Raw genomic sequence first — 251 nt, 5'->3', positions numbered from 1 at the left:
GCTCTATTCTGAAGTAGTTAAACAAGCTTGGAAGCAGGCAGATAAAGAAGGCATAGCCTATCAAACCGGTAAAGAGTTTGAACTGCCTAAAAATGAAAATGATAAAAACATTAGTGAAGAGCTTGAACTGCCTTTAACCAATTCAAAAGGCGAAAAAGTTATTAATGTTAAGGCACAAAAAGACCAACCTATCAAAGAAGTGAAAGAAATTCCGGCAGACTACGTTGAAAAAGTAGCCAATCGCAAGTGGA

General features: G+C 37.1%; 1 pseudogene. It reads left to right on the top strand.

The window, feature by feature from the left end:
* A pseudogene (locus FC20_RS10595) lies at window positions 1-251 on the top strand (phage head morphogenesis protein); the annotation flags it as partial.

This window comes from Lactobacillus equicursoris DSM 19284 = JCM 14600 = CIP 110162 (assembly GCF_001434815.1).
GTDB lineage: Bacteria > Bacillota > Bacilli > Lactobacillales > Lactobacillaceae > Lactobacillus > Lactobacillus equicursoris.
The sequence above is the reverse complement of the archived record's forward strand: the minus strand, read 5'-3'. Positions and strand labels throughout refer to the sequence as shown.